The sequence below is a fragment of the Streptomyces sp. NPDC005017 genome (genome assembly GCF_042873115.1).
Classification (GTDB): Bacteria; Actinomycetota; Actinomycetes; order Streptomycetales; family Streptomycetaceae; genus Streptomyces.
In genome coordinates this window covers 111108-136717 of record NZ_JBIALD010000009.1, presented here as the reverse complement: position 1 = coordinate 136717, position 25610 = coordinate 111108, and the positions used below count along the sequence as shown (strand labels likewise).

28 protein-coding genes and 1 tRNA gene are annotated in these 25610 nt (G+C 70.0%); 9 read left to right on the top strand and 20 right to left on the bottom strand.

The window, feature by feature from the left end; translation table 11 throughout:
• Nucleotides 1–101 precede the first annotated feature (101 nt).
• The 3 genes from ACFYR0_RS16175 to ACFYR0_RS16165 all read right to left on the bottom strand — a co-directional run bounded on the left by ACFYR0_RS16175 (nt 102) and on the right by ACFYR0_RS16165 (nt 2816).
• On the bottom strand, nt 102–1091 hold the full coding sequence (locus tag ACFYR0_RS16175) for an ATP-binding cassette domain-containing protein (protein WP_389327375.1): 990 nt from the start codon (nt 1089–1091) through the stop codon (nt 102–104).
• Nucleotides 1092–1096: 5 nt separating this feature from the next.
• A complete protein-coding gene (locus ACFYR0_RS16170; RefSeq protein ID WP_389327744.1) occupies nt 1097–1861 on the bottom strand; it encodes an ABC transporter permease in 765 nt (254 codons plus the stop codon).
• A 154-nt stretch (nt 1862–2015) separates the two neighbouring features.
• The gene (locus ACFYR0_RS16165; RefSeq protein ID WP_389327372.1) at nt 2016–2816 is read right to left on the bottom strand and encodes an ABC transporter permease; all 801 of its coding nucleotides are present in this window, start codon (nt 2814–2816) and stop codon (nt 2016–2018) included.
• A gap of 203 nt (nt 2817–3019) precedes the next feature.
• On the opposite strand from ACFYR0_RS16165, the gene ACFYR0_RS16160 reads away from it, so the two are divergent.
• Nucleotides 3020–5404 carry a transglycosylase domain-containing protein gene (locus ACFYR0_RS16160; protein WP_389327369.1) on the top strand — a complete coding sequence of 795 codons (2385 nt, stop codon included), beginning with the start codon at nt 3020–3022 and terminating at the stop codon, nt 5402–5404.
• Nucleotides 5405–5422: 18 nt separating this feature from the next.
• Here the strand turns inward: ACFYR0_RS16160 and sugE are convergent, their stop codons facing one another.
• The 3 genes from sugE to ACFYR0_RS16145 form a co-directional block, all read right to left on the bottom strand.
• Nucleotides 5423–5743, bottom strand: coding sequence for a quaternary ammonium compound efflux SMR transporter SugE (gene sugE / locus ACFYR0_RS16155; protein ID WP_386379706.1), 321 nt, complete (start codon nt 5741–5743; stop codon nt 5423–5425).
• Between the two features lie 183 nt (nt 5744–5926).
• The gene (locus ACFYR0_RS16150) at nt 5927–6229 is read right to left on the bottom strand and encodes a co-chaperone GroES (protein WP_203634995.1); all 303 of its coding nucleotides are present in this window, start codon (nt 6227–6229) and stop codon (nt 5927–5929) included.
• Nucleotides 6230–6322: 93 nt separating this feature from the next.
• The gene (locus ACFYR0_RS16145; protein WP_389327366.1) at nt 6323–6652 is read right to left on the bottom strand and encodes a DUF3618 domain-containing protein; all 330 of its coding nucleotides are present in this window, start codon (nt 6650–6652) and stop codon (nt 6323–6325) included.
• Nucleotides 6653–6830: 178 nt separating this feature from the next.
• Between ACFYR0_RS16145 and bcp the strand changes: the two genes are divergently transcribed.
• Both bcp and ACFYR0_RS16135 read left to right on the top strand, forming a co-directional pair.
• Nucleotides 6831–7298, top strand: coding sequence for a thioredoxin-dependent thiol peroxidase (bcp, locus tag ACFYR0_RS16140; RefSeq protein WP_389327363.1), 468 nt, complete (start codon nt 6831–6833; stop codon nt 7296–7298).
• A 342-nt stretch (nt 7299–7640) separates the two neighbouring features.
• Nucleotides 7641–7725 (top strand) — tRNA-Leu (locus ACFYR0_RS16135).
• A 55-nt stretch (nt 7726–7780) separates the two neighbouring features.
• Here ACFYR0_RS16135 and rdgB read toward each other — a convergent pair.
• From rdgB to ACFYR0_RS16115, 4 genes are all read right to left on the bottom strand, one after another.
• Nucleotides 7781–8386: an RdgB/HAM1 family non-canonical purine NTP pyrophosphatase gene (rdgB, locus tag ACFYR0_RS16130; protein ID WP_389327359.1), complete on the bottom strand. Its 606-nt coding sequence runs from the start codon at nt 8384–8386 to the stop codon at nt 7781–7783.
• Between the two features lie 50 nt (nt 8387–8436).
• Nucleotides 8437–8835, bottom strand: coding sequence for a hypothetical protein (locus tag ACFYR0_RS16125; protein WP_389327356.1), 399 nt, complete (start codon nt 8833–8835; stop codon nt 8437–8439).
• A 137-nt stretch (nt 8836–8972) separates the two neighbouring features.
• Nucleotides 8973–9698, bottom strand: a complete 726-nt coding sequence (rph, locus tag ACFYR0_RS16120) for a ribonuclease PH (RefSeq protein WP_389327353.1) — start codon at nt 9696–9698, stop codon at nt 8973–8975.
• Between the two features lie 130 nt (nt 9699–9828).
• Complete coding sequence (locus ACFYR0_RS16115) at nt 9829–10077, bottom strand: glucose PTS transporter subunit EIIB (protein ID WP_389327741.1); 249 nt, start codon at nt 10075–10077, stop codon at nt 9829–9831.
• Between the two features lie 171 nt (nt 10078–10248).
• On the opposite strand from ACFYR0_RS16115, the gene ACFYR0_RS16110 reads away from it, so the two are divergent.
• Both ACFYR0_RS16110 and ACFYR0_RS16105 read left to right on the top strand, forming a co-directional pair.
• Nucleotides 10249–11538, top strand: a complete 1290-nt coding sequence (locus ACFYR0_RS16110; protein ID WP_389327350.1) for a PTS transporter subunit EIIC — start codon at nt 10249–10251, stop codon at nt 11536–11538.
• Between the two features lie 181 nt (nt 11539–11719).
• Complete coding sequence (locus tag ACFYR0_RS16105; protein ID WP_389327347.1) at nt 11720–12982, top strand: PTS transporter subunit EIIC; 1263 nt, start codon at nt 11720–11722, stop codon at nt 12980–12982.
• A gap of 137 nt (nt 12983–13119) precedes the next feature.
• On the opposite strand, the gene ACFYR0_RS16100 is transcribed toward ACFYR0_RS16105, so the two are convergent.
• Nucleotides 13120–13872, bottom strand: a complete 753-nt coding sequence (locus ACFYR0_RS16100; RefSeq protein ID WP_389327344.1) for an MBL fold metallo-hydrolase — start codon at nt 13870–13872, stop codon at nt 13120–13122.
• 205 nt (nt 13873–14077) lie between these two features.
• Between ACFYR0_RS16100 and ACFYR0_RS16095 the strand changes: the two genes are divergently transcribed.
• Nucleotides 14078–14524, top strand: coding sequence for a type II toxin-antitoxin system PemK/MazF family toxin (locus ACFYR0_RS16095; RefSeq protein ID WP_389327341.1), 447 nt, complete (start codon nt 14078–14080; stop codon nt 14522–14524).
• Nucleotides 14525–15036: 512 nt separating this feature from the next.
• Here ACFYR0_RS16095 and ACFYR0_RS16090 read toward each other — a convergent pair.
• The 7 genes from ACFYR0_RS16090 to clpS form a co-directional block, all read right to left on the bottom strand.
• Nucleotides 15037–15987, bottom strand: coding sequence for a PLP-dependent cysteine synthase family protein (locus ACFYR0_RS16090; protein WP_386379716.1), 951 nt, complete (start codon nt 15985–15987; stop codon nt 15037–15039).
• 15 nt (nt 15988–16002) lie between these two features.
• Nucleotides 16003–16281, bottom strand: coding sequence for a MoaD/ThiS family protein (locus tag ACFYR0_RS16085; RefSeq protein WP_389327338.1), 279 nt, complete (start codon nt 16279–16281; stop codon nt 16003–16005).
• Between the two features lie 113 nt (nt 16282–16394).
• A complete protein-coding gene (locus ACFYR0_RS16080) occupies nt 16395–16490 on the bottom strand; it encodes a putative leader peptide (protein WP_343234080.1) in 96 nt (31 codons plus the stop codon).
• Between the two features lie 111 nt (nt 16491–16601).
• Nucleotides 16602–17024 (bottom strand): Mov34/MPN/PAD-1 family protein, encoded by a 423-nt coding sequence (locus ACFYR0_RS16075; RefSeq protein ID WP_389327335.1) that lies wholly within the window; start codon nt 17022–17024, stop codon nt 16602–16604.
• Nucleotides 17025–17182: 158 nt separating this feature from the next.
• Complete coding sequence (locus ACFYR0_RS16070; RefSeq protein ID WP_389327332.1) at nt 17183–18604, bottom strand: amino acid permease; 1422 nt, start codon at nt 18602–18604, stop codon at nt 17183–17185.
• Nucleotides 18605–18955: 351 nt separating this feature from the next.
• Nucleotides 18956–19561: a DUF2017 domain-containing protein gene (locus ACFYR0_RS16065; protein ID WP_389327329.1), complete on the bottom strand. Its 606-nt coding sequence runs from the start codon at nt 19559–19561 to the stop codon at nt 18956–18958.
• A gap of 21 nt (nt 19562–19582) precedes the next feature.
• Nucleotides 19583–19900: an ATP-dependent Clp protease adapter ClpS gene (gene clpS / locus ACFYR0_RS16060; RefSeq protein ID WP_386379721.1), complete on the bottom strand. Its 318-nt coding sequence runs from the start codon at nt 19898–19900 to the stop codon at nt 19583–19585.
• Between the two features lie 145 nt (nt 19901–20045).
• Between clpS and ACFYR0_RS16055 the strand changes: the two genes are divergently transcribed.
• Both ACFYR0_RS16055 and ACFYR0_RS16050 read left to right on the top strand, forming a co-directional pair.
• A complete protein-coding gene (locus ACFYR0_RS16055) occupies nt 20046–21377 on the top strand; it encodes a nicotinate phosphoribosyltransferase (protein ID WP_389327326.1) in 1332 nt (443 codons plus the stop codon).
• Nucleotides 21378–21443: 66 nt separating this feature from the next.
• On the top strand, nt 21444–22028 hold the full coding sequence (locus ACFYR0_RS16050; protein WP_389327323.1) for an isochorismatase family protein: 585 nt from the start codon (nt 21444–21446) through the stop codon (nt 22026–22028).
• Here ACFYR0_RS16050 and ACFYR0_RS16045 read toward each other — a convergent pair.
• Both ACFYR0_RS16045 and ACFYR0_RS16040 read right to left on the bottom strand, forming a co-directional pair.
• The gene (locus ACFYR0_RS16045; RefSeq protein ID WP_389327321.1) at nt 22025–22357 is read right to left on the bottom strand and encodes a hypothetical protein; all 333 of its coding nucleotides are present in this window, start codon (nt 22355–22357) and stop codon (nt 22025–22027) included. The two genes, ACFYR0_RS16050 and ACFYR0_RS16045, sit on opposite strands and share 4 nt — an antisense overlap.
• Before the next feature lie 121 nt (nt 22358–22478).
• Nucleotides 22479–24821: an immune inhibitor A domain-containing protein gene (locus ACFYR0_RS16040; protein WP_389327318.1), complete on the bottom strand. Its 2343-nt coding sequence runs from the start codon at nt 24819–24821 to the stop codon at nt 22479–22481.
• 416 nt (nt 24822–25237) lie between these two features.
• Between ACFYR0_RS16040 and ACFYR0_RS16035 the strand changes: the two genes are divergently transcribed.
• Nucleotides 25238–25504 carry a hypothetical protein gene (locus ACFYR0_RS16035; RefSeq protein ID WP_389327315.1) on the top strand — a complete coding sequence of 89 codons (267 nt, stop codon included), beginning with the start codon at nt 25238–25240 and terminating at the stop codon, nt 25502–25504.
• Nucleotides 25505–25610: the final 106 nt, after the last annotated feature.

The window sequence follows — 25610 nt, the reverse complement described above, 5'->3', positions numbered from 1 at the left end:
TCAGCCTACGAGTTCCAGACGCCGTACGGTATGCCGCGCACCGTCCGCCCGGGCCCGCCGCGCGAGATCACCGCGGCCCGTTCCCCCGCGTGCACCCGGGATTACGCCGGGGCCCGCCCCGCGTACATCTTCGCGATCACCGCCTCGATGTCCGGCTCCCGCACCGACAGGTCGACCAGCGGATAGCGCGCGGCGATCTCCGCCACCAGCGGGGCCGCCGACTGCGAGGCGGGGAACGCCAGCCACTGGCGCGGGCCCTCCACCCGGACGACCCGGGCGGGCGAGGCCTCGATCGGCGGCAGCTCCCGCTCCAGGTCGACCACCAGGGTCCGCTCGCTCTCCCCCGCCTCGTGCAGACCGGAGAGCGCGCCGTCGTACATCAGCCGGCCGTGGTCGATGACCATCACCCGGGAGCACAGCTGCTCGATGTCGGTCAGATCGTGCGTGGTCAGCAGGACCGTCGTGCCGCGCTCGGTGTTCAACTCCCGCAGGAACTCCCGCACCTTGGCCTTGGAGATCACATCCAGCCCGATCGTCGGCTCGTCGAGGTAGAGCACCTCCGGATCGTGCAGCAGCGCCGCCGCGATGTCGCCGCGCATCCGCTGGCCGAGCGAGAGCTGCCGCACGGGCACCTCCAGCAGGTCCGAGAGATCGAGGAGTTCGACGAGACGGTCCAGCCGGGCACGGTAACGGTCGTCGGGGATGCGGTACATGCGGTGCATCAGCCGGTAGGAGTCGATCAGCGGCAGATCCCACCACAGGGTGGTGCGCTGCCCGAACACCACCCCGATGCGGTGCGCCAGCCGGACCCGCTCACGGGACGGGTCGATGCCGGCCACCCGCAGCCGGCCGCCGCTGGGGGTGAGGATGCCGGTCAGCATCTTGATCGTGGTCGACTTCCCGGCGCCGTTCGGGCCGATGTAGCCGACCATCTCCCCGCGCCCCACCGTGAAGGACAGCGAGTCGACCGCCCGCACCTGCCGCCGCTCCCGCTTCAGGAACCCGGTCCTGCGGTACACGTCGAAGACCTTCTCCACACCGTCCAGCTCGATGAACGCCCCCGACCCGGACCCGTCCTCGACCCCAGCCACCCGCCTCAACTCCCCGTGCTCCGATACGACCTCAGACCCGCCCGCCACGCCACCCCGGCCAGCACACAGCACCCCACCGCCACCAGCGGCGGGGCGAACGCCGCCGACTCAGGCAGCCCGACCGGGTACGGCCGCCCCAGGACGTAGGAGGCGGGCACCCAGTTGACGAAGGCCAGTGGCAGCACGAAGGTCACCGCCCGCACCAGGTCCTTCCCGAACACGCTCGGCGGGTACTGGAGCAGCGTGCTGCCGCCGTAGGTGAACGCGTTCTGCACCTCGGCCGCGTCCTGCGCGAGGAACTGGAAGGCCGCGCCCGCCACGAACACCGCCCCGAAGACCACCGCCCCGCTGATCACCATCACCGGCAGCAGCACCACCTTCACCGGCGTCCAGTCGGCGTCCACGGCGAACAGCCCGTACACCAGCACCAGCGTGCCCTGCGTGATCCGGCCCAGGCGGCGCAGCGCGAAGTGGTCAGCGCCGACCTGGGCGAGCACCGGCACGGGCCGTACCAGCAGGGTGTCGAAGGAACCGTCTCGGATACGGGCGCCCAGCGCGTCCATCGAGCCCAGCAGCAGGTCGGCGATCCCGAACGAGGTCGCCGACAGCCCGTAGAGGAAGGCGACCTCGGGCAGGCTCCAGCCGCCCAGGGAGTCGACCTGCGAGAACATCAGCAGGACGCCGACGAAGTCCAGCCCGGTCAGCAGCAGATTGCCGACGACCGTGAGGGCGAAGGAGGTGCGGTAGGTCACCGTGGAGCGGATCCACATCCCGGCGATCAGCCGGTAGGCGCGCAGCCCCTCGCCGAGCCGGGCCGCCCTGCCCCCGTCCCCGGGCCACGCCCCGGCCTCCGCGTCCCGCGGACTCCACGCCCCGGACTCCGTGTCACCCGCGTCGTCCGCCGTCCGCGCCCCGGCCTCCGCGTCAGCCACCCTGGACCACCACCCGCCGCGTCGCCGCCGACTGCACCAGCCGGCCCGCCGCCAGCAGCGCCACCGCCCAGCCCGCCTGGAAGGCGTACGCCGCGAGGAGGCCGGTCTCCCCCATCAGCACGTCCGCCGGCACCTGGAGCTGCGCCGCCCAGGGCAGCGCCCGCACCACGTCGGCGAACGCGCCGGGGAAGGCGCTGAGCGGCAGCAGCATGCCCGAGAAGAACACCCCGCTGACCATGACGGCCTGCGAGACACCCCGGTCGTCCATGATCCAGAACACGCTCAGCGCGGCCAGATACCGGATGCCGAAACTCACCAGCATCGCCAGCACCAACGCGATCAGGAACGCCGCCCAGGTGAGCACGTCCGAGGGCAGCGCCATGTCGAACACCAGCGCCCCGAACGCGAACGGGATCAGTCCCCGGCCCAGCACCTGGAACAACGACCGGCCCAAGTCCGTCGCCAGCCACCACAGTTGGAGATCGGCCGGACGATACAGATCGATCGCGATCTCACCCGTGCGGATGCGGCCCATCAGGTCCTTCTCCGCACCACCGCCCTGCAGCGCCAGCGTCGAGTACAACGCCTGCCCGAGCCACGCGTAGGTGACCGCCTGCGACTGGTCGTACCCCCCGAGGTGGGGTTTCTCGTCCCACAACGCCAGATACGTGGAGACGATGATCACGCCGAACACGGTGTTCGTGAACACGCCCGCGGCGGTGGCCGCCCGATAAGTGGCGTACCGTCGGAATCCCCCCGTCGCGACGGCCGTGTACAACCGTGCCGCGCCCACACGCACCGCCCTCCGCGTTCCGCCCGCACACCGAAGCGACGGAGCCTACCGGCGGCGCGCGACGGCCCGCCACGCAAAATCCGACGAACGCGTGCCGCTCGGCGGGAACGGAACGCATGGTGCGAGAGTCTTCGTCTGGGGGCGCAGAAGGCGTACGAGGGCGTACGGGAACGTACGACGCGAAACAGGAGTCCGTGCACGAGATGAGCGACGAGCCGCAGCCGCAGCAACCGGACGAGGGCTGGGCATCCAGAACCGGGCCGGAGTCGCCGGAGGGGGAGGCCGTGGACGAGGGCAGGCAGAAACGGCCGGGGCGAACGGGCTGGCGCCGGCTGGTACCGACCTGGCGGATGGTGCTGGTCGCCTTCGTCATGGGGGCCGTGCTGCTGGGAGGCCTGTTCTTCCTCGGCTACTCGCTGGTCAAGATCCCTCCGGCGAACGCCCTCGCGACCAAGCAGAGCAACGTGTATCTGTACGCCGACGGCAGCCAACTGGCCCGCGACGGCGAGATCAACCGGGAGAACGTCTCCCTCGCACAGGTCTCCAAGGACGCCCAGCACGCCGTACTCGCCGCCGAGGACCGCGACTTCTACACCGAGTCCGCCGTCGACCCCAAGGCGATGGTGCGCGCGGCCTGGAACACCGCCACCGGCAAGGGCAAGCAGTCCGGCTCCACGATCACCCAGCAGTACGTGAAGAACTACTACCTCGCCCAGGAACAGACGGTCACCCGCAAGGCGAAGGAGTTCTTCATCGCGATCAAGCTGGACCGCGAGGTGACCAAGGACGAGATCCTCCAGGGCTATCTGAACACCAGCTACTTCGGCCGCAACGCCTACGGCATCCAGGCCGCCGCACAGGCCTACTACGGCATCGACGCCACCCGGCTCGACGCCGCCAAGGGCGCCTACCTCGCGGCGCTGCTCAACGCGCCCAGCGAGTACGACGTGGTGGCGCACCCGGAGAACCGCCGCGGCGCCGAGGCCCGCTGGAACTACGTGCTCGACGGCATGGTCAAGAAGGACTGGCTGACCGAGTCCGCTCGGCAGGGCATGAAGTTCCCGATGCCCAGGGAGGCCACCGTCGCGATCGGCCTGTCCGGGCAGCGCGGTTACGTCGTGGACGCGATCAAGCAGTACCTGACCGAGCACAGGATCCTGGGCCCCGAGGAGCTGGAGGCCGGCGGCTACCGCATCACGACCACGCTCCAGAAGCCCAAGCAGAACGCCTTCGTCAAGGCCGTCGACGACCAGCTGATGTCCAAGCTGGACAAGAAGAACCGCAAGGTCGACAACTACGTCCGCGCGGGCGGCGCCGCCGTCGACCCGAAGACCGGCGAGGTCGTCGCGATGTACGGCGGCATCGACTACGTCAAGCAGTACACCAACGGCGCCACCCGCCGGGACTTCCAGGTCGGCTCCACGTTCAAGCCGTTCGTGTTCACCTCGGCCGTGCAGAACGGCTCCGTCACCCAGGACGACCGCGAGATCACACCCAACACCGTCTACGACGGCACCAGTTCCCGTCCGGTGGAGGGCTGGGACGGCGGCTCCTACGCCCCCGAGAACGAGGACCACGTCGACTACGGCCCCATCAGCGTGCGCGAGGCCACCGACAAGTCCGTGAACGCCGTGTACGCGCAGATGGCGGTCGACGTCGGCCCGGAGCGGGTGAAGAAGACCGCGATCGGCCTCGGCCTGCCGGCCGACACCCCCGGGCTCCAGGACTCCGGGCCCTCCGTCGCCCTCGGTGTCGCACAGGCCAGCGTGCTGGACATGGCGGAGGCGTACGCGACCCTCGCCAACCACGGCAAGCACGGCACGTACACCCTGATCAAGAAGCTCACCAAGGACGGCAGCGAGGAGATCGCGCTGCCCGCGCGCCGGATCCGGCAGGCCGTCAGCCGCGAGGCCGCCGACACCACCACCTCGATCCTCCAGAGCGTGGTCGACAACGGCACCGCGTTCGCCGCGCAGGAGGCGGGCCGCCCGGCCGCCGGCAAGACCGGCACGGCCGAGGAGGACAAGGCGGCCTGGTTCGCGGGCTACACCCCCGACCTGGCCACCGTCGTCGCCGTGATGGGCCAGAACCCCGAGACTGCCGCGCAGGAGCCGCTGTACGGCGCCCTGGGACTGGACCGCGTCAACGGCGGCGGGCCGCCCGGCGAGATCTGGGCCCAGTTCACCCGCGACGCGCTCGAGGGCGTCCCGGACAACGACTTCGACCTCTGGGTCCAGGAGGAGCCCGTCTGGGAGATGCCGGAGATCACGCCCACCGAGGAGGACCCCTCCGACGAGCCGACCCTCCCGGGCCCCACCGACACCCCTGACACCGGTGGCCAGGACGGCGGCACCACCGACGGCGGCACGACCGACGGCACCGACACGGGTGGCACCACCGACGGCGGCACGACGGACGGCACCACCGGCGGCACCGACACCGGCGGCGCCACCGACGGAGGCACGACCGACGGAGGCACCACGGACGGCGGCACCACCGGCGACCCGGGCGGCGGCACCACCGACGGCGGCGACCTGGGCGGCGTGCTCACCGGCGGCGCGGAACCCCGCGCCAACCGCCGCGAGTGAGACGCGCCGGGCAGGTGGTCAGTGACCCGAGGTCGCCTTCAGACCCACCACGGCGACCAGCAGCAGACAGATGAAGAAGATCCGGGCGGCGGTGGCCGGCTCACCGAGCACCACCATGCCGAGCACCGCCGCACCGGCCGCGCCGATACCGACCCACACGCCGTACGCGGTGCCGATGGGCAGGGAACGGGCGGCGTAGGACAGCAGCACCATGCTGGCGACGATTCCGGCACCGGTGAGCAGACTCGGCACCAACCGGGTGAAGCCGTCGGTGTACTTCATCCCGACCGACCAGCCGACCTCCAGCAGACCGGCGACGACGAGCAGAACCCAGGCCATGGGAGCACCTCCGCGAGACAGACCTCTTCAGGGCGGTGCGTCGTCTTTGCGTCCCACCCCCGGTGCGGGCGGCCCCGGTACGGCGCGTCTCGTCGGGCTCCTTCGAATCTAGCAAAGAAACGGGAGCGGGGCCGGTGACAGTGGTCACCGGCCCCGCTCCCGAGCAAGGAATCGTAAGGCGCGTCAGAGGTAGAGCCCCGTGGAGTCCTCGGACCCCTCGAACCGGTCGGCCGCCACCGCGTGCAGATCGCGCTCGCGCATCAGCACATAGGCCGTGCCGCGCACCTCCACCTCGGCCCGGTCCTCCGGGTCGTACAGGACACGGTCGCCGGGCTCCACGGTCCGTACGTTCTGACCCACCGCGACGACCTCGGCCCAGGCCAGCCGACGGCCCACGGCCGCGGTGGCGGGGATGAGGATGCCGCCGCCCGAGCGCCGCTCGCCCTCACTGGTGTCCTGCCGCACGAGGACGCGGTCGTGCAGCATGCGGATGGGCAGCTTGTCGTGCGGGATGCTGTCGTTCCTGTTGGCGCTCACGCCTCGAACCTACCTGTCTTCGGCATGCCGGGCCCCGCGGGGTCAGCGCCTGCGGCGCCGGGTGCCCAGGGCGAGCACCCCGACCAGGCCGACGGCGACGAGGGCGACCGGCAGCACACGCTCCAGACGCGGGGCGCCCTCGTCGTCCACGAACTGGGCCCGCACGTCCGTCACGGCCCGGTTGACCTGGACGTAGGCCCTTCCGAGGGTGTGATCGACATTGGCGACGACCTTGGCCTTCACATCGCCGACGATGGTCTTCGGGTGTACCCGGACCCCGATCTCGTCGAGCGTCTCGGCCAGCACTGCGCGGCGGCGCTTGATGTCCGCCTCGATCTGCGCCGGGGTTCTGGTGTCCGACGTCTCCGCCACCGTACGGCCTCCGTGTCTGCTGATGCTGTTCCGAACAGTCTGTCAGCTCTTGTCGCGGCCGCACGGCCAGGACCCCCAGTGAGGGCCTGTCCGGCACATTCCCGCCTGCCGGACGACGCCCGGCCCGCCCTGCGGGCGGACGACGGGAATGTGCCGGACAGGCCCTACGCTCGATGCCATGACTGAACGACTCCAGCCCGGGGACCCGGCCCCCGCCTTCTCCCTGCCCGACGCCGACGGCAACGAGGTCTCGCTGGCCGACCACAAGGGCCGCAAGGTCATCGTGTACTTCTACCCGGCCGCCCTCACGCCCGGCTGCACCAAGCAGGCCTGCGACTTCACCGACAACCTCGACCTCCTGGCCGGCGCCGGCTACGACGTCATCGGCATCTCCCCCGACCAGCCGGAGAAGCTCGCCAGGTTCCGCGAGAAGGAGCACCTGAAGGTCACCCTCCTCGCCGACCCGGAGAAGACCGTCACCGAGTCCTACGGCGCCTACGGCGAGAAGAAGAACTACGGCAAGACGTACATGGGCGTCATCCGCTCCACGATCGTCGTCGACGAGGAGGGCAACGTCGAACGAGCCCTCTACAACGTCCGCGCCACCGGCCACGTAGCCAAGATCATCAAGGACCTGGGGGTCTGACCGCACCCGCCCCGTCAGACCGAGCGTGACCGTCCGGCGATCAGATCGCTGATCCGCACGAGGGGGGAACGCCCGGTCCGACCGGAGGGGACACGGGCGTCAAGCCCGCCTGTGCACGCAGCACCCTCACATCAGCCGACAGCCCGCACCATCGGCATCCCGGACGACGACCGCTCCCGTGCCGCACCGGGCAGCACGCTTCGAGAAACTCCGCCACCCCTGCCCGAACTGCCATGCGCCGACAGCGACATGGTGTCGCCGGAACCCCGACACAGCGAGAGCGGTCACCCCCGTACACTGTGAACACCCGACGGCACCGAGCGATCGAATGTCCGTTTTGGGGCGGTCGTGGCGAAATAGGCGATACGCGCGGGTTTTAGGTGCCCGTGGGAGAAATCCCGTGTGGGTTCGAGTCCCACCGACCGCACTTCGGCGCCGCCCCGGTGATCCGGCTTCCTCCGGGTCACCGGGGCGGGCTTTTGTCAGCTGCCCAGCAGCTCCCGCACCACCGGCACCAGCGCGCGGAACGCCTTGCCGCGGTGGCTGATCGCGTTCTTCTCCGCCGGGGTCAGTTCCGCGCAGGTGCGGGTGTCGCCGTCCGGCTGGAGGATCGGGTCGTAGCCGAAGCCGTTGGTGCCGGAGGGGGCGTGGCGCAGGGTGCCGGTCAGGCGGCCCTCGACGACGCGTTCGGTGCCGTCGGGGAGGGCGAGGGCGGCCGCGCAGGCGAAGTGGGCGGCGCGGTGCTCGTCGGCGATGTCGCCGAGCTGGGCGAGCAGCAGGTCGAGGTTGGCGCGGTCGTCGCCGTGGCGGCCGGCCCAGCGGGCGGAGAAGATGCCGGGGGCGCCGTTGAGGACGTCGACGCAGAGGCCGGAGTCGTCGGCGACGGCGGGGAGGCCGGTGGCCTGGGCGAGGGCGTGTGCCTTGAGCAGGGCGTTCTCGGCGAAGGTGACGCCGGTTTCCTTGACGTCGGGGATGTCGGGGAAGGCGTCTGCGCCCACCAGCTCGTGGGGAAGGCCGGCTTCGGCGAGGATCGCCTCGAGCTCGGTGATCTTTCCGGCGTTGCGGGTGGCGAGGATCAGGCGGGTCATGGCGTCCAGTATCGCGGGACGCCGATGGCCCGCCTGCCCCCCGGCCGTGGTTACGGCGTGCAGACCTTGGTGAGTTCGCCGGCGGCGTCGGTGACGGGGCCGATGTCGGGCGTGGCGTCGCCGTTCTCGACGGCGGTGCGGACGTTGGTGATGGCCTTGCCGAGGTCTTCGACGGCCTTCTCGACGTCGGCGTTGTCGGTCTTGTCCTTGATCTCGCCGAGGTTCTGGTCGATGGAGTCGAGGGACTCCTCCAGCTGGGCCGGGTCGTTCGAGGCGCTTTCGACCGCCTGCTGGAGGTCGGTGACGCTGTCGGCTATGGCGTCTGCGGTCTGGACGCAGTCCAGCGCCTTGTTCACGGCGTCGCAGCCGGTGGTGAGGCCGGCGGTCAGCACGGCAGCCACCAGGGCGGCGGCGACGGTGGTGGTGCGGCGTCGGCGGCTCGCGGCCATGGAACGGTTCCCTCCCTCTGGGCCTTGTCGGCCCTCCTGTGACCGGGCGCGCGGCGGTGAGCCGTGCGCCCGTACTACTGGTGACGCGGCGGCGGGCGGCCACGGTTGCCCGTGCCGCCCGCCTTGTGGCCCGGCTGTTACCGCGCGAGCGATGTGGCCTGGAGTGCGGCGAGGTCGGTGCAGCCCGCGACGGCGAGGTCGAGCAGGGCGTTGAGTTCGTCGCGGGCGAAGGGCTCGGCCTCGGCGGTGCCCTGGACCTCGACGAAGCGGCCGTCGCCGGTGCAGACGACGTTCATGTCGGTGTCGGCGCGTACGTCCTCCTCGTAGCGGAGGTCGAGGAGGGGGACGCCGTCGACGATGCCGACGGAGACGGCGGAGACGCTGCCGGTGAGGGGCTTGCGGCCGGGCTTGATGAGTTTCTTGCCCTGGGCCCAGGTGATGGCGTCGGCGAGGGCGACGTAGGCGCCGGTGATGGCGGCGGTACGGGTGCCGCCGTCGGCCTGGAGGACGTCGCAGTCGAGGACGACGGTGTTCTCGCCGAGGGCCTTGTAGTCGATGACGGCGCGCAGGGAGCGGCCGATGAGGCGGGAGATCTCGTGGGTGCGGCCGCCGATCTTGCCGCGGACGGATTCGCGGTCGCCGCGGGTGTTGGTGGCCCGGGGCAGCATGGCGTACTCGGCGGTCACCCAGCCTTCGCCGGTGCCCTTGCGCCAGCGCGGGACGCCTTCGGCGACGGAGGCGTTGCAGAGGACCTTGGTGTCGCCGAAGGAGACGAGGACGGAGCCCTCGGCGTGCTTGCTCCAGCCGCGTTCGATGGTGACGGGGCGGAGCTGTTCGGGGGTGCGGCCGTCGATGCGAGACATGGGGAGGAGCCTAGTGCCCCTGGCGGAGGGGTCGGCCCGTAGGTGCGGGGGCGGAGGCCTGGGACGGCGGGATGTGTGAGGGGCCCCTTCCCGTGGTCGGGAGGGGGCCCCTCGGGTGGGCCGTGACGGCTCACATCATGTCTTCGATCTCCGCGGCAATGGGGTCGGCGTCGGTGCCGATGACGACCTGGATGGCGGTGCCCATCTTCACCACGCCGTGGGCGCCGGCGGCCTTGAGGGCGGCATCGTCGACCAGCGAGGGGTCGTTGACCTCGGTGCGCAGACGGGTGATGCAGCCCTCGACCTCCTCGATGTTGTCGATGCCGCCGAGCCCGGCAACGATCTTCTCAGCCTTGCTGGCCATGTCCTTCTCCCTGATCCGACCTGATGTGAAGGGGCGCGAGCCGCTTTGTCGCAGTAACCCACAATTGGCCCAACTTCGCGAGCGTTCGGGCCGTATGGGCCGCAGGATGACGGCACGGCTCCCAATCGTCCGTGACTGGTCTACACCACCTGACGGACGGTCGCCAAACCGCCCGGAAGGACGCCCATGAGTGAAGAAGCCGTCAGTCCCGGACGCGCCCGCTGGAACACGCTGTTCCAGGGGCTCCAGAAGATGGGGCGCAGCCTGCAGCTCCCCATCGCCGTGCTGCCGGCGGCGGGCATCCTCAACCGGCTCGGGCAGCCGGACGTGTTCGGCGACGAGGGGCTCGGCTGGACCGATGTGTCCAAGGTCATGGCGGGTGCGGGCGGGGCGCTGCTGGACGGTTCGCTCGGGCTGCCGCTGCTGTTCTGTGTGGGTGTGGCCATCGGTATGGCGAAGAAGTCGGACGGTTCCACGGCCCTCGCGGCGGTGGCGGGCTTCCTCGTGTACTACAACGTGCTGCGCCAGTTCCCCGAGGACTGTCCGCCGGACAGCCTGGCGATTCCCAACGTGGGCTGTCTGGCGCCCGCCGAGGACACGGCGGCGGGGTTCACGTACCAGAATCCGGGTGTCTTCGGCGGCATCGTGATCGGTCTGCTGACGGCGTACTTCTGGCAGCGCTATCACCGCACGCGGCTGGTGGACTGGCTGGGCTTCTTCAACGGGCGCCGGCTCGTGCCGATCATCATGTCGTTCGTGGCGATCGCGTTCGCGGCGCTGTGTCTGTGGATCTGGCCGCCGATCGGTGACGGGCTGGAGAACTTCAGCGACTGGCTGAGCGACGCGGGTTCGTGGGGTGCGGGCATCTTCGGTGTGGCCAACCGCGCGTTGCTGGTGATCGGTCTGCACCAGTTCCTGAACGTGCCCATCTGGTTCCAGTTCGGGACGTACGTGAAGCCGGACGGGACCGAGGTGCACGGCGACATCAACATGTTCCTGGCGGGGGACCCGGACGCGGGGCAGTTCCTGTCGGGCTTCTTCCCGATCATGATGTTCGCCCTGCCGGCGGCCGCGCTGGCGATCACCCACACCGCGCGGCCGGACCGCCGCAAGGAGGTCGGCGGTCTGATGCTGTCGGTGGCCCTGACGTCGTTCGTGACGGGCATCACCGAGCCGATCGAGTACTCGTTCCTGTTCGTCGCGCCGGCGCTGTACGCGATCCACGCGGTGCTGACGGGTGTGTCGATGGCGGTGACCTGGGGGCTGGGAGTGCACGACGGCTTCAGCTTCTCGGCGGGTCTGATCGACTACGTCATCAACTGGAACCTGGCGACGAAACCGTGGGCGATCATCCCGATCGGCCTGTGCTTCGCGGCCGTGTACTACGTCGTGTTCCGGTTCGCGATCACCAAGTTCGATCTCAAGACGCCCGGCCGGGAGCCGGAGGAGGAGCACGAGGACGTCACCAAGGCCTGAACTCCCCCTCTCGCAGGGCCCCTCGGACCGTCGGTCCGGGGGGCCTTCGTCGTGCCTGATCACGGGCACGGGGCGTAGTGATTTCGTCGCAGGAATGACGGGTTCCTTATGCGTCCCTCACGTGCTAGAAACAGGTCTACACCACTGAGTGGTGTAGACCATCACCCCGATGGAGGACAGTATGAGCACCGCCACCGCATCGGCGGCCCCCGCGAAGAAGCGGGGATCCGGCCTGTTCCAGGGCCTGCAGAAGGTCGGCCGCAGCCTGCAGCTGCCGATCGCCGTACTCCCGGCGGCGGGCATCCTGCTGCGCCTCGGCCAGGCCGACGTGTTCGGCGCCGACGGCCTCGGCTGGGACAAGGTCGCCTCCGTGTTCGCCACCGCAGGCGGCGCGGTCTTCGACAACCTGCCGCTGCTGTTCTGCATCGGCGTCGCCATCGGCTTCGCCAAGAAGTCCGACGGCTCCACCGCCCTCGCGGCGCTGGTCGGCTACCTCGTCTACGCCAACGTCCTGAAGGCGTTCCCGGTCACCGACGCCGTCGTCAACACCACCGCGAACAAGGGTGTCGACGTCGCCGCGACGTACAACAACCCGGGCGTCCTCGGCGGCATCGTCATGGGCCTGATCGCCGCGACGCTCTGGCAGCGCTTCCACCGCACCAAGCTGGTGGACTGGCTGGGCTTCTTCAACGGGCGCCGCCTGGTGCCGATCATCATGGCCTTCGTCGGCACCGCCGTCGGTGTCTTCTTCGGCCTGGTCTGGGAGCCGATCGGTGAGGGCATCTCCAACTTCGGCGAGTGGATGACCGGCCTCGGCGCCGGTGGGGCGGGCCTGTTCGGTCTGATCAACCGCGCGCTGATCCCGGTCGGCATGCACCAGTTCGTGAACACCGTCTCCTGGTTCCAGATCGGCGACTTCACCAACGCCGCGGGCGAGGTCGTGCACGGCGACCTGAACCGCTTCTTCGCGGGTGACCCGGACGCCGGCCTCTTCATGACCGGCTTCTTCCCGATCATGATGTTCGGCCTCCCGGCCGCCGCCCTGGCCATCGCGCACGCGGCCCGTCCCGAGCGCCGCAAGGCCGTCATGGGCATGATGATCTCGCTGGCCCTGACCTCGTTCGTCACCGGTGTGACCGAGCCGATCGAGTTCTCCTTCATGTTCATCGCCCCGGCGCTGTACGCGATCCACGCGGTGCTCACCGCCGTGTCCATGGCCGTCACCTGGGCCCTCGGCGCCCACGCGGGCTTCACGTTCTCGGCGGGTCTGATCGACTACGCCCTGAACTGGAACCTCGCCACCAAGCCATGGATGATCATCCCGGTCGGCCTGGTGTTCGCGGCGGTCTACTACTCGGTCTTCCGCTTCGCCATCGTGAAGTGGAACCTGCCCACCCCGGGCCGCGAGCCCGAGGAGGAGGTCGAGGACCTCACCAAGGCGTGAGCCACGGTGTGACGGCGTCCTGACCCGTCCCGAACGACGGCGAGGCCCCCCGGAATCCGCTCCGGGGGGCCTCGCCGTGTCGTGCTCGTTCGGTGTGCCGGTTCGGTGTGCCCGTTCTCCGCACGCGTCCTCGGACGTCAGATCTCGTACGACGTCCTCGGTACGGCCAGTTCCACGGGGCCGGCGTAGGCCTCGCGCGCGTCGGCCAGGTTGACCTGCGGGTCCGTCCACGGGGGGATGTGGGTCAGGACCAGGCGCCGCGCTCCCGCACGGGTCGCGGTCTCGCCGGCCTCACGGCCGTTGAGGTGCAGGTCGGGGATGTTCTCCTTACCGTGCGTGAAAGCGGCCTCGCACAGGAACAGGTCGCTGTCGCGGGCGAGTTCGTCCAGCACGGGGGTGACGCCGGTGTCGCCGGAGTACGTCAGCGACCGGCCGCCGTGCTCGACCCGGATGCCGTACGCCTCCACCGGGTGGGCGACCCGTTCGGTGTGCACCGTGAACGGGCCGACCTCGAAGGTGGACGGCTTGACCGTGTGGAAGTCGAAGACCTCGCTCATCGAGGAGGCCGACGGGGTGTCGGCGTACGCGGTGGTCAGACGGTGCTCCGTGCCCTCCGGACCGTAGACCGGGATGGGGGCGCAGCGGCCGCCTTCGTGCCGGTAGTAGCGCGCGACGAAATACGCGAGCATGTCGATGCAGTGGTCGGCGTGCAGATGGCTCAGGAAGATCGCGTCGAGGTCGTAGAGACCGCAGTGGCGCTGCAACTCGCCGAGGGCGCCGTTGCCCATGTCGAGAAGCAGCCGGAAGCCGTCGGCCTCGACGAGGTAGCTCGAGCAGGCCGATTCCGCGGACGGGAACGACCCCGAGCAGCCGACGACGGTGAGCTTCATGAAGCAGAAACCTCCGCTGGCGGGATGTTGTAGACGGGGGTCGTGCGGTTCGTCGAGCGTAAGGCGCAAAACGTCCGGTCGCTCCTCCGCCAGGGGCCGTTGTGGGGGAACTCACCTGTGCTGTCACCGGTTCGGCTGGACCTGGGGTGCGTGCGGGGTACGGGAGGGCGCGCGGGGTGGGGTGTGCGCCGGTACGGTTCTCCGTATGGACACGTCCTGGTGGCTGGCGCTCGCGGCGGTGGTGTTCCTGGCGCTGGTCGCCGCGGTCGTGGACGGGTGGGGGCGGCGGCGTCCCGCGGGGCGGCGGACGCGGCCTCCCGGGCGGGCCGGGGCGGTCGGTGTCCGGCCTCGGCCGGCGGAGATCTGGTGGGCGAACGTGCCCTTCGAGGACCGGCCCGGGGCGAAGGACCGGCCGTGTCTGGTGCTGGCGGTTCGGGGGCGGCGGGTGGTCGTCGCGAAGATCACGAGCCGGTTCCACGACGGGCGGGCGGGGGTTGTTCCGCTGCCTCCGGGGGCGGTGGGTGACGCCCGTGGCCGGGCCAGCTTTCTGGAGACGGACGAGCTTCGTGAGGTCGCCCTGTCCGACTTCCGCCGTCGTGTGGGGGTGGTCGATCCGACCCTCTGGGACCAGGTTCGCCACCTGACGACGTAGCCGCGGCTTTCACCCGTCGTCGACCGTCGCCGCGCTATCGCCTTGCCCGCCGCCACGGCTGTGGCTTGTCGCGCAGTTCCCCGCGCCCCTGCGGACGGGCTGGCGCCCGTCCGTTGTCGCCTGACTCGCCGTCGTGTGGTCTGCGCAGTTCCCCGCGCCCCTAAGAACGTGCCGGGATCCGTTCGTCATCGGCTTGCCCGCCGTCGTGGCCGTTCGCGCAGTTCCCCGCGCCCCTGAGGGCGCGCCCGGAGCCGTTCGTCATCGGCTTGTCCGGGGTTGTGGTTGCTCGCGCAGTTCCTCGCGTCCCTTGGGGGGCCGGGAGCCGTTCGTTGTCGTCCCTTTGGACGTGCCGGGGCGTTGTGCCCTCAAGGGGCGCGGGGAACTGCGCGAACGGTTTCTGCCACCCGGCAGAACTTCTCGGGGTCGGGTGCGGCCCAACGCCCCAAGAAGGGGCGCGGGGAACTGCGCGAACGGCTTTGCCGCCCGGCCCGGGGAGGGACGCTGCCCGGGGGTCAGGCCCAGAGCTGGCCCTGGAGGGTTTGGATGGCCTCTTCCGTGGTGGGGGCGGTGTAGACGCCGGTGGAGAGGTACTTCCACCCGCCGTCGGCGACGACGAAGACGATGTCGGCCTGCTCACCCGCCTTGAGGGCCTTGCGGCCGACACCGATCGCCGCGTGCAGCGCGGCCCCGGTGGAGACGCCCGCGAAGATGCCCTCCTGCTGGAGCAGCTCCCGGGTACGGGTGACCGCGTCGGCGGAGCCGACCGAGAACCGGGTGGTGAGGACGGAGGCGTCGTAGAGCTCGGGGACGAAGCCCTCGTCGAGGTTGCGCAGGCCGTAGACGAGGTCGTCGTAGCGCGGCTCGGCGGCGACGATCTTGACGTCCGGCTTGTTCTCGCGCAGGAAGCGCCCCACGCCCATCAGCGTGCCGGTGGTGCCGAGTCCGGCCACGAAGTGGGTGATGGAGGGAAGGTCCGCGAGGATCTCGGGCCCCGTCGTGGCGTAGTGCGCGCCCGCGTTGTCCGGGTTGCCGTACTGGTAGAGCATCACCCAGTCGGGGTGCTCGGCGGAGAGCTCCTTGGCGACGCGTACGGCGGTGTTGGAGCCGCCCGCCGCCGGGGAGGAGATGATCTCGGCGCCCCACATGCCGAGCAGGTCCCGGCGTTCCTGGGAGGTGTTCTCGGGCATGACGCACACCATGCGGTAGCCCTTGAGCTTGGCCGCCATGGCCAGGGAGATGCCGGTGTTGCCGGAGGTGGGCTCGAGGATGGTGCAGCCCGGGGTCAGCCGGCCGTCCTTCTCCGCCTGCTCGATCATGTGCAGGGCGGGGCGGTCCTTGACCGAGCCGGTGGGGTTGCGGTCCTCCAGCTTGGCCCAGATCCGCACGTCCTCGGACGGCGAGAGCCGCGGCAGGCGCACCAGAGGGGTGTTGCCCACCGCGGCCAGCGGGGAGTCGTAGCGCATCGCCGGTCAGGACCCTCAGGCCATGCCGCCGGCCACGGCCGGCAGGATCGTGACGTTGTCGCCGTCGGCCAGCTTGGTGCTGATGCCGTCGAGGAAGCGGACGTCCTCGTCGTTCAGGTAGACGTTGACGAAGCGGCGCAGTTCACCGCCGTCCACGATGCGGGCGTGGATGCCCGCGTGCCGGGTCTCCAGGTCGGTGAAGAGGTCGGCGAGGGTGTCACCGCTGCCCTCCACCGCCTTCTGACCGTCGGTGTACTGCCGGAGGATGGTGGGGATGCGGACCTCGATGGCCATGGCTGAGGGCTCCTGTCGGGTGTAGTGACGTCGGTGGGCGCGCGGCGGCGCATCCGGTGCGGGGTGGTGCGGTGAGCGCCGCGGCTCCACGGCCGTGCGGCGGCAGGGCAGCGTCAACAGATGGAGCTGGCGAGCCTGCACAGGTCGACGTGCAGCCGCGCCACGAGCAGCATGCCCGGCGTCTTGTCGCTCACGTCGTTCAGAACCATGGGCTCATCGTATCGATTCCCGGCCGGGGTCCTGGAATGTGATTCCGCATGCCGGACCGATTTCGTCCGGCATACGAGACCCACGGGGCTCGGGGTGGGGACCGGCCGGAGTCAGTAGGCCTCGACGACCTCGACCTCCTCCTCCGTCACCTCGCCCTCGACGATCCGGAAGGAGCGGAACTGGAAGTCGCCGAGGCCGTCGGTGTCGGCGGTGGAGACCAGGACGTAGTGGGCGCCGGGCTCGTTGGCGTAGGAGATGTCGGTGCGGGAGGGGTGGGCCTCGGTCGCCGTGTGGGAGTGGTAGATGACCACCGGCTCCTCGTCGCGGTCGTCCATCTCGCGGTAGAGCTTGAGGAGATCGCCGGAGTCGAACTCGTAGAACGTGGGCGACATGGCGGCGTTCAGCATGGGGATGAAGCGCTCGGGCCGGTCCGTGCCCGCCGGGCCCGCGACGACGCCGCACGCCTCGTCGGGGTGGTCCTTGCGCGCGTGCGCGACGATCTGGTCGACGAGGGCCTGCGTGATGGTCAGCATGTCCGTCAGGATAGACAGAGGGCCGCCCCGTACCGAAGAGTGGTACGGGGCGGCCCATATGCCGGACGTGGGTACGTCCTCGGGGTGTGGACGTCCTGAGCGGCGGCCGCGGGGGCGCCACGAGTGCCCCCGGCGACGGGACGTCCACGGTCCCTGGGTCAGCCGACCTTTTCGAGCTCCGGCTCGCCGTCGCGGTCGCCGAGCTGCGGGTTGCGGCGCTTGAGGACCGCCCAGCCGACGCCCAGGGCGACGGCCCAGCCGGCCGCCACGTACAGGCAGACCCGCGCGTCCTTGTCGTACGCGATCATGAAGGTCACGCCGATGAGGAAGAGGAGCGCGACCCAGCTGAAGAGCGCACCGCCGGGAGCCGGGAAGGACGAGGCGCGCAGCCGGCCCGCGTCGACCGCCGCACGGTAGCGGATGTGGCTGACGAGGATCATCATCCAGGTCCAGATGCCGGCCGCGGTGGCGACGGAGGTGACGTAGAGGAACGCCTTCTCCGGGACGACGTAGTTCAGGACGACGCCGATGCCCATGAGCGCGACGGAGACCGTGATGCCGACGGCGGGCGTCTTGCGGGAGTTGAGCTTGCCGAACGCCTGCGGGGCCTCGCTGTTGGCGGCCAGGTCGCGCAGCATGCGGCCGGTCGAGTACATGCCCGAGTTGCAGGAGGAAAGGGCCGCGGTGAGCACCACGAAGTTCACGATGCCCGCGGCGAGCGGGATGCCGATCTTGCCGAAGGCGTGCACGAACGGGCTCTCGCCGGCGGAGAACTCGGTCCACTTCACGACGGAGAGGATCACCAGCAGCGCGCCGACGTAGAAGACGATGATGCGCCAGGGCAGGGTGTTGATGGCCTTGGGCAGGGTCTTCTCGGGGTTCTCGGACTCGCCCGCGGTAACACCGACGAGCTCGACGGCGAGGTAGGCGAACATGACGCCCTGGAGCGTCATCAGGCTGGAGCCGATGCCGTTCGGGAAGAAGCCGTCGTGCGACCAGAGGTTGGAGACGGTGGCGGTGTCACCGGCGTCGGAGAAGCCGAGGGTGAGTACGCCGAGGCCGATGACGATCATGCCGATGATGGCCGTGACCTTGATCATCGAGAACCAGAACTCGACCTCGCCGAAGAGCTTGACGGAGATCAGGTTCACACCGAAGAGCACCACCAGGAACACCAGGGCGCTGACCCATTGCGGGATCTCGGGGAACCAGAAGTGGATGTAGATCGCGGCGGCCGTGAGCTCGGCCATGCCGGTGACCACCCACATGAGCCAGTACGTCCAGCCCGTGACGAAGCCGAAGAAGGGGCCGAGGAACTCTCGGGCGTACTCGGCGAAGGAGCCGGAGACGGGCCGGTAGAGGAGCAGCTCGCCCAGGGCCCGCATGATGAAGAAGATGACGACGCCCGCGAGGGCGTACATGAGGATGATGCTGGGGCCGGCCTTGGCGATGTTCGCCCCGGCGCCCATGAAGAGGCCGACGCCGATGGCGCCGCCGATGGCGATCATCTGGACCTGACGGCTGCCGAGGCCTCGCTCGTAACCCTCTTCGGGTGCGTCGGTGACCTGTGCAGAGGTCATGTGTGGTGCGCCTTTCTCCACTGCCGACCCGGGCCTCTCGTGGGCCTCGGATCGGGTCTCGATCCCCCCGGACTGATGGAGCTGGGCGGACTTCGCGGGGCCCGCCCGTGCCTGGCCGGCGGTCGCCGGCTCGGTGGCGCACCCGGCGGGCATGGGTGGTGCTCGCCGGGCGGTCGTGAAGATCTATCACGGCCGCGACATTGATCGCCGTGCCCGCTTGTGACGCACCGCACAGGAAGAAGCGGACCAACGGGACATAAGCAGGACGTAAGAGGCCGACTCGGTAACTCGATCGTTATCCGGATCTGAGCGTCCGTTGAGCGAACGCCCAGAAGTGTCATACCGGGATGATCACGGCATGAGTGTGGCGACGAGCGTCTCCTGGAGGGTGCCGAGCCAGAGGTAGGCCATCGCGAGCGGCTTGCGCCGGTCCTCGTCCGGCAGTCGGTACAGCAGCTCGATGTCGTCCTCGTCGGTGATCTCCAGCCGGGTGGCGATGGCCAGCCGCAGGTCGTTGAGCGTGCCGAGCCATTGCTGCGACTGCCCGGGCGACACCTCCAGCACCGCGCCGCCGTCCCCGGCCGGGGTCAGGGCGTTCAGGGAGGCGATCACGGCGAGGGCGTTCTCGCGCCGGCCGGCCCTGAGGTCGTTCTCGGTGTAGCGGCGGAACTCCGCGGAGTGGGCCTGCCGCTCCTCGGCCTCGGCCGGCGAGCCGGGGGCCTTCTCGGGGTCGCCGTAGGCGTCCGGGAACAGCCGGCGCAGCACGGGGTCGGACGGGGGCTCGCTCGGCCCCTCGGCGAACAGCTCGGCGAGCGGGTCGTCCGGGGCGTCCTCGGCCGGGCCGGGCCCGATGAGCTCCAGGAGCTGCACGGCCAGCGACCGGATGATGGAGATCTCGGCGTCGTCGAGGGCGACGGCCGCGCCGCCGCCGGGGAGCGGTTCGAAGGTTCCTGGCATGGAGATGGTCGCTACTTCCCGCTACTTCCGGTCGTGCTGGAGGGTGGCCCACAGACCGTAGCCGTGCATGGCCTGCACATCGCGTTCCATCTCCTCGCGGGTACCGCTGGAGACGACCGCCCGGCCCTTGTGGTGGACATCGAGCATGAGCTTGCGGGCCTTGTCCTTGGAGTAGCCGAAGTACGCCTGGAACACGTACGTCACATAGCTCATGAGGTTGACCGGGTCGTTGTGCACGATCGTGACCCAGGGGACGTCCGGCTCGGGGACGGCCGAGACCTCCTCCGCCGACTCGGTGCGTTCGATCTCGATGGGAGCGGCTGACGTCACGACTCCCATGCTGCCATGCTCGCGATAAATCGTCACACTGACGAAATGGGAGTACGATCCGTTGCCGTACCGCATTTCCCGGGGGGTGATCCCGGGATCTCGGCCGTTTCCGGCGTGCCCGGAGACCCGGCCCGACATGACGAGGAGAGCTTTCGTGGGCGTAGCGGACCTTGGGCTGCCGGTGGACGTTCCCTCGACGGCGCTGTTCACCGACCAGTACGAGCTGACCATGCTCCAGGCCGCCCTGAAGGCGGGAACCGCCGACCGCCGGTCGGTCTTCGAGGTCTTCACCCGCAGGCTGCCGGACGGGCGGCGCTACGGCGTGGTCGCGGGCACCGGGCGGGTCCTGGACGCCGTGGAGAACTTCCGCTTCGACCCCGCCGTGCTGGGTTTTCTGCGCGAGCGGGGCATCGTCGGCGAGGAGACGCTCGACTGGCTGGCCGGTTACCGCTTCTCGGGTGACATCTGGGGCTATCCGGAGGGCGAGGTGTACTTCCCAGGCTCGCCGATCATGCGGGTGGAGGGCTCCTTCGCGGAGTGCGTGCTGCTGGAGACGGTGGTCCTGTCGATCCTGAACCACGACTCGGCGATCGCCGCGGCGGCCTCCCGGATGTCCTCGGCGGCCGGGGACCGCCCGCTGATCGAGATGGGGGCCCGGCGCACCCACGAGCTGGCCGCGGTCGCCGCCTCGCGCGCCGCCTACCTCGGCGGCTTCGCCTCCACCTCGGACCTCGCCGCCGGTTTCCGCTACGGCATCCCGACGGTCGGCACCTCCGCGCACGCCTTCACCCTGCTGCACGACCGCGAGCGCGACGCCTTCCAGGCCCAGGTGAACTCGCTGGGCCGCGGGACGACCCTGCTGGTGGACACGTACGACGTCGCCGAGGCGGTGCGTACGGCCGTGGAGGTCGCCGGGCCCGGGCTGGGCGCGGTGCGCATCGACTCCGGCGATCTGCTGCTGGTCGCGCACCGGGTGCGGCAGCAGCTGGACGACCTGGGGGCGCGGGACACGCGGATCATCGTGACCTCGGACCTCGACGAGTACGCGATCGCCTCGCTGGCGGCCGCGCCCGTGGACGCCTACGGGGTGGGCACCCAGCTGGTGACCGGCTCGGGGCATCCGACCTGCTCGATGGTCTACAAGCTGGTCGCGCGGGCCGAGTCCGCCGCCCCGTCCGCTCCGCTGGTGGCGGTGGCGAAGAAGTCGACCGGGGGCAAGACCTCCGTCGGCGGGCGCAAGTGGGCCGCGCGACGGCTGGACGCGGAGGGGGTCGCCGAGGCCGAGGTCGTCGGCACCGGGGCCGTCCCGGCCGCACTGGCCGGCCGGCAGCTGCTGGTGGAGCTGGTCAGGAAGGGTGAGGTGGTGGGCCGTGAGCCGCTGGACGCCGCCCGTGCCCGCCACGCCGCGGCCCGTGACAGCCTCCCCCTGTCGGCCACCCAGCTCTCCCGCGGGGAGCCGGTCCTGGCGACCGAGTACACGCACTGAGGCCCTCTCCCGCCGGGCCCGTTCCCTCACTAGGCTTGGCTTCCGACCTCTCATAAGGACACCGACATGCGCCGCGCCTTGATCGTCGTAGACGTGCAGAACGACTTCTGCGAGGGGGGCAGTCTCGCGGTGGCCGGAGGTGCCGATGTGGCCGCCGCCATCACCGAGCTGATCGGCCAGGCCCCGGCCGGGTACCGGCACGTCGTGGCGACGCGCGACCTGCATGTGGCGCCGGGCGGGCACTTCGCCGACAACCCGGACTTCGTGCACTCCTGGCCCGCGCACTGTGTCGCGGGCACGGAGGGGGTGGGCTTCCACCCCAACTTCGCCCCCGCGGTCGCCTCCGGCGCGATCGACGCCGTGTTCGACAAGGGCGCGTACTCCGCCGCCTACAGCGGCTTCGAGGGGGCCGACGAGAACGGCGTCCCGCTGGCCCGGTGGCTGCGGACCCGGCAGATCACCGAGGTGGACGTGGTCGGCATCGCCACCGACCACTGCGTGAAGGCGACCGCCCTGGACGCGGCCCGCGAGGGCTTCCGCACCCAGGTCCTGCTCGACCTGACCGCGGGCGTCGCCGAGGAGAGCACCGACCGCGCCCTGGAGGAGCTGCGCGCGGCCGGCGTGGAGCTGACCGGCAAGCCGGTCGTCTAGGGCGTGGGGGCCGTCGGGCGTCTGAGGAGGGCGCGGACGGGGTGCCAGAGCTCGGTCGCGGTGAGCCCGTGGTCGGGGGCCGTGCGCCATATCAGGCCGTCGGGGTGGTGCAGGACCGCCGTGATCTCGTCCGGGGTCGGCGGGGCCGTGTTGCCGCGCAGGTAGACCGCCCGCAGGCCCAGGTTCCGCAGCCGGGTCAGGGCCCGTGCCCGGTTCTGGGCGTGGACGAGGAACCGCACCGCGGTGGTGCCGTCCGGGGTGGGGCTGGGCAGGTTCAGCGCCACCACCACGCTGCCGTTCGGCAGTTTGCAGAAACCTCCTGCGGCCATGCAGTCACACCCCCGTGTGCGCCGGTGTCAATAAGAGAATCACAGGACGCACCTAAACACGGATCGGCGGCAACCCGCCAGGGGTTACCGCCGATACGCGTCTGACCTGCGAAGATGCCGTTTACTTCACGGCGGGGGCCACCACGAGGATCATCGAGGAGCCGTTCGTGGCCTCCTTGACGATCTGGATCTTGGTGTTGGTGTCAGTGATCTTGACGCCCGCGAGCGGGGTGGCCGAGCTGTAGTACGTGCTCGTGTGGTCGTTGAACGTCGAGACGCCCTTCGTCGACGGGAAGACCGTCGCCACGTCCGCCTTGTGCAGCGTCATGCCGTCCGTGCGGTAGAGGCTGAACGGCGAGTCGTACGCCTGGATGCGGCTGCGCAGCGCGGTGCCGTCGGACCACTTCAGCGGGGCCGGGTGCGAGTCGACGGGCAGCAGCAGACCCACGCCGGGGTGCTTGCTGGTGTTGTTGTCGACCTGCGAGGTGTCCCACTTCCAGATCAGCAGACCGTTCTGGTACGGGTAGTGCTCCACCCACGAAGGACGCGTCGCGAAGCCGAAGTTGTACGGGCCGACCTTGAGGGTCTTGTCGTACGAGACGTACTGGCGGTTCTCCGCGATGTAGTACTGGTCGTAGTCCTTGGTGATGGACGCACCGATGCGGGAGAAGCCGGCCTTGGTCCAACCGGCGTCCTCGGCCTCGGCGTTGTCCGAGAACAGCGCGGTGCCGTCGGCGGTGACGACGATACTGTCGGCCGCGAAGCCGGCCTCGGCGACGCCGCCGTCGGAGGAGTAGCGGAAGCGCAGCGAGATCTTCTTGCCCGCGTAGGCGTCCAGCGAGTACGACAGCTTCTTGTACTTCTCCGAGAAGCCGGTCAGGGCGGGGGCGTTGCTGCCGTCGCGGCCGATCGGCTGGCCGTCGGCCGTGCCGTCGAGGGCCTTCCAGTTGGCGCCGCCGTCCGTGGAGACCTCGGCGTAGGCGAAGTCGTAGTCACGCTCGATGGCCCACCAGCCGTCCAGCGTCAGCGTCGCGGAGGCCTTGCCGGTCAGGTCGACCGAGCGGGTCAGGGTGTTGCGCAGATCGTTGCCGCTGCCGCTCCACCACTGCATGGTGCCCTGGGCCGGGGTGACGATCGGGGTGGTGACCTTCTTCTTGGGAAGCTTCACCACGAGAGCCTGGCTGTGGCGGTTGTTGTACTCCGCGACGCCGAGCTTGTGGCGGGAGAAGGTGCCGGCCTTGGCCACCTCGTAGTCCAGCCAGCCGAGCTGGAGCTTGTCCCAGGCGGTCATGTCGCCGGGCATGTCACCGATGGTGTCCTTGCCCGTGCCCAGCCAGGAACCGGACGACATCAGCGTCCAGAAGCCGGTGGAGTTGTCGCCGCCCGCGGTGTCGTAGTGGTCCGGCAGACCGAGGTCGTGGCCGTACTCGTGGGCGAAGACACCGAGTCCGCCGTTCTCCGGCTGGATGGTGTAGTCGCCGACCCAGATGCCGGAGCTGCCGATCTGGGTGCCGCCGAGCTTGTTGCCCTCGGGGCCGGTGGCGCCGGCGTCCGAGCCGAACGCGTACCAGCGGTGCGCCCAGATGGCGTCCTCGCCCTGCGCGCCGCCGCCCGCGGACTCGTCCTCGCCGGCGTGCACGATCTGGAAGTGGTCGATGTACCCGTCGGGCTCGTTGAAGTTGCCGTCGCCGTCGTGGTCGTAGCGGTCCCACTGGTCGTACTGGGCGAGCTTCGCCTTGATCTCGGCGTCGGTCTTGCCGGCCGCCTTCTGGCCCGCGGCCCAGGCGGTCACGCCGTCCTGCACCGCGAACCAGGCGCAGTTGTCCGGGTCGCAGGCGTTGGAGCCGTAACGGGCCTCGTTGTACGGGACCTTGACCCAGTCCTGCACCTCGCCCTCGATGGAGTAGCGGCCCGAGGACTGCTTCTCGTAGTACTTCTTCATCGAGTCGGAGCCGGTACCGAAGTACAGGTCCTGGAAGTGCTGGCGGCTGTAGTCCGCCTGCCAGGCCGTGCTGTTGTCGTCGGCACGGTCGGGCTGCGCGATCTGGTTGTGCAGCGGGCCGGGGGTGCCGCCGTAGCGCGGGTCGGTCTGGTCGCCGAACTCGACCAGGATGGTGAAGATCTTGTCGGTCTTCTCGCGGCCGAGCTCCACGTACTTGTCGCCGCGGCGGCTCTCGAGCTTGACGACCTTCGAACCGTTGCGGTTCTGGATCTCCGACTTGCCGGATATGACCTGCTTCAGGGCCTCTTCGCGCTGGGCTTCCTGAGTCTTGCTGAAGGGGGTCTCGAAGTTGTGCTCGGTGTCGAGGGCCTTCGGGGCCGCCGGGTCCCGGCGGTCGGCGGCGGGCGCCTTGGCGCCCGCCGAGTCGGCCTGGGCCACGGCGTAGGTGGAGAACGTCGCGGTGGCCGCGGCGAGCGCGACGGCGGTCGCCGTGGCTCTGAACGTCCAGGGTCTGCTGGTCACTTGAGTTCCTCCCCCGCGTTCGCGCGCGACGGCTGGAGTGGCCTGGTCTTGGAGGGGCGTCCGCGCGCGCGTGATCAACGCGTGTAGTCAAGTGACGACATTGGACTAGAGGTTGGGCAGAAAAGACAGACCTTGACTTGAGCAGGTCAAGTGCACTATGCGGAGTTCCCGTTTCGCTCAGCGGACGTTCCGGCCCGCGTCCACCGCCATTCAACGGGCGCGTGCGAACGTCCACTTGATGGACGCCATGAATCGGTGCGCCCCCTGTGCTCCGGCACTGTTGGTCAGGTCACGCTTACCGTCGGTTCCGCTCGGGCAGACACGCGATTAGAGTCGTGTGGCGGAACGCCCGGAAGCCGGCGGAAAGCCAGGCCGACGCCGTAGTCTCACCCCCACTTCCGAGGACAACGATTGCCATGCCTCGTCCGACCGCCGCACAGCTCGTCTACGGTTCGTGCACCGTGATCCTGTCCACGCTCGCCATGTTGCTGCTGTCCGGGACCGGTTCGGCCGTGGGGATCTCCTTCGTCGCCGTGACCGGGTTCACCCTCGGGCTGCTGGTCGCCCTGACCGTCCCGGTGCGCCGGCCCGCCCTCCGGGCGCGGTCGACCGTCGCGGCGCAGCACTCCCCCGCACCTCAGGAGCCGGTGGCCGCCGCGTCGGCCGCCTCCTCCGACAACTGACCGCGCGTGCGAGGGGCGGGCTCGCACGGGCCCGCCCCTAGGCCCTGTCGTCGAACTCCCGCCTGCCCCGCGACGCCATGCACGCTCCCCCACTTCGTGGGAGGTG